Source organism: Sulfoacidibacillus ferrooxidans (genome assembly GCF_022606465.1).
GTDB classification, from domain to species: domain Bacteria; phylum Bacillota; class Bacilli; order Alicyclobacillales; family SLC66; genus Sulfoacidibacillus; species Sulfoacidibacillus ferrooxidans.
In genome coordinates this window covers 1-1,760 of record NZ_JALBUF010000047.1, presented here as the reverse complement: position 1 = coordinate 1,760, position 1,760 = coordinate 1, and the positions used below count along the sequence as shown (strand labels likewise).

Genomic DNA, 1,760 nt, shown 5'->3' with positions numbered 1-1,760 from the left:
ATTGACGACTATCCGTTCCGCTGACGATGCCCATTCCATCGGCATGGGCGATCGGCTCCCCTTTTTGCGTATGACGAGCCGCCATGACATCTTCAAAACTCTGTCCATGCGCAAGGGCGCTAGCGACTGTTTCTGGATTTTTGTGCAAATGATGCATAGCAGCACCAGCGAATCGTTGATCAACTGCTCGAAACGCCCCTTTTCCTAGTTGCTTGGGGACAAAGGAAGCCGCCTTGATCGAAGCCCCTGCCACTTTGTCGGTGGCATATCCGGCGACAGCGCCTGCGGCAAGACCGCCTAAGAGATCATTGCCCATCATCGGAGCTCGAAACTCTTGTGCCACGACGTCAACGAACTTGCGCACATAGGCACCAGCTGCAAGAAATCCTACGACTCCTGCAATGGAGGTGAAGATATCGCCTAGCCCTACAGCCGAGGAGGAAGAAGCCCCCGTGATATTCACCATGCCCATCGCTAAGGAGTACACCAGGGATTGACCGAGAGGCACGAGCATCTGAAAGATCCACTCCGTCCACCAGAGTTTGAAGATCCCTTTGGTTTTCTCGTTGGCATAACTCGCCATGGCGAACGGGAAGAGGATGACCCACACATCCAAAAAGATACCCCGGAATTTATACAAGATGTTGATGAAGAATCCCATCAGCACAGAGATAAACTGAACGATGTCGTGAAAAAGAACCGTAGCTGGGTTGGATGATGGATCGACGCCTTTGGATCCAATGGTGAATACACTGAGTGAATTGGCGCCAGAAAGAGAGAAAAGTCCAGCACACATGTCCCACGATAATTGAGTGATGGCTACCGCCAGATAGGGCCCTGCAAATAGAAACAACACAGCCACGGCCCATCCGACGATCTCGTTTTTCAGTCGATCCCGTTGAATCGAGCTGTTATTGGCACGTGCGATGTTAGCCGCTCCGATGTAGGCTGCAAAGACCATGAAAGCGTAGGCTAACCACACGAACACTTGGATAAACGGTTGCATCACGATGGCGTTATGACCGTTTGGAATTACGTCAAAAAAATTGCCGGTACCAAAGGCAAGGTGAGGATTAGACATCAGATTGCCAAGCACCACTTGAGGGACGTTCGATCCCATCGCGATCAGTAGTGCGGAGATCATACTCAAAAAACTGCCGATAAAGCCCACAATCAAGCTTCCAAACCAATTCAAGTTTCCACCTCCACTTCCATGTGTGCTTGATACCGTCGATCCGTTGGTGCTTGATGGCGTCGTCGATGAAACCTGTTGTGATGCCGATGATGGTACGGATGGTAGCGGCTGAGTTCCGGTAGTTGTGGTGTCTGTACCAGGCGCTGTTGTGCTCGTTGATTGGCTGTTCACTTGAATCGATTGTTGACCTGTGGTTTTGGCGTACTGATTGGCCACTTGTCCGATATAACTATTCAAATTCGTTTGAGCAAAACTATGCGATAGCACGACTAAGACGACGAAGGCGGTAACAAAGGCAAAGGTGGTCATCCAACGGTTGACAGTTTTCAACGATGACCCCCCTAGCTCACTTGTCGTAGAAGCTGTGCTTCAGACACGACAAAACGTGTATTGAAGAGGCGGAATTCAAAGTCTGCGGTTGTGAACTGGTTGTAAAAGACTTCTTCTCCGACGCTCCATCGACCCTGACCACGCGTGAAACTCATGAGATCCTCAAATTCACGCTCTTCGATTTGAAAGATATCCATGATGGCCTTTTTGTCGTTTTTGTCTTGTTTGAGAAGGA

The 1,760-nt window shown here is 49.9% G+C and carries 2 pseudogenes; both read right to left on the bottom strand.

The features are described from left to right. Nucleotides 1–1,525: pseudogene (locus tag MM817_RS16240) on the bottom strand (hypothetical protein); the annotation flags it as partial. An 11-nt stretch (nucleotides 1,526–1,536) separates the two neighbouring features. Next, nucleotides 1,537–1,760 (bottom strand): annotated as a pseudogene (locus MM817_RS16235) (conjugal transfer protein TraC); the annotation flags it as partial.